Source organism: Treponema sp. R6D11 (assembly GCF_054786075.1).
This window is the reverse complement of record NZ_BDHD01000905.1, coordinates 1-453: the sequence shown is the minus strand read 5'-3', so window position 1 is coordinate 453 and position 453 is coordinate 1. Positions and strand designations below refer to the sequence as shown.

At 51.7% G+C, this 453-nt stretch carries 1 pseudogene; it reads right to left on the bottom strand.

Annotated features, from left to right (window positions below):
* Window positions 1–453 (bottom strand): annotated as a pseudogene (locus ACYVTD_RS16755) (periplasmic flagellar collar protein FlcA); the annotation flags it as partial.

Below are 453 nucleotides of genomic sequence, written 5' to 3'. Positions count from 1 at the left end.
GTTATAGTGCGTGTCCGCGGCCGCCTTGAAAAGGTAATTGAGGGCGTTCCCCCAGTTTTCCTGCTGGTAATAGGCCGATCCCATGCGGTATTGGATTTCAGGCGGCGCATAGCAGTATCTTTCGGCTTTGAGGTAGTTGTCAAGGGCGGCCTGTATGTTGCCCGATTTTACAAAATATTCTAAATCGCCGAGTCCTGCGTAAAGCTTTCCTAACTGCGGTCCTGGCGCGATTAAATTCCTTGTAACAAAATCTTCGTAAAGATCGATGCCCCTTACGAACTGTTCTTCGGCGGGGAAGAATTCCCTGTTGTTGGTGAGCAGGTTCGCGTACCGGTAGTGGGTGTCCACGCGGTTAAGGCGGCGTCGCACAGATTCGGTTTTCGCTAGGTCGTAGGCGCGAATGGCGTTTTCAAGGGTAAGCCGTTCTTCGCGGACGTTGCCCAAATTATGATA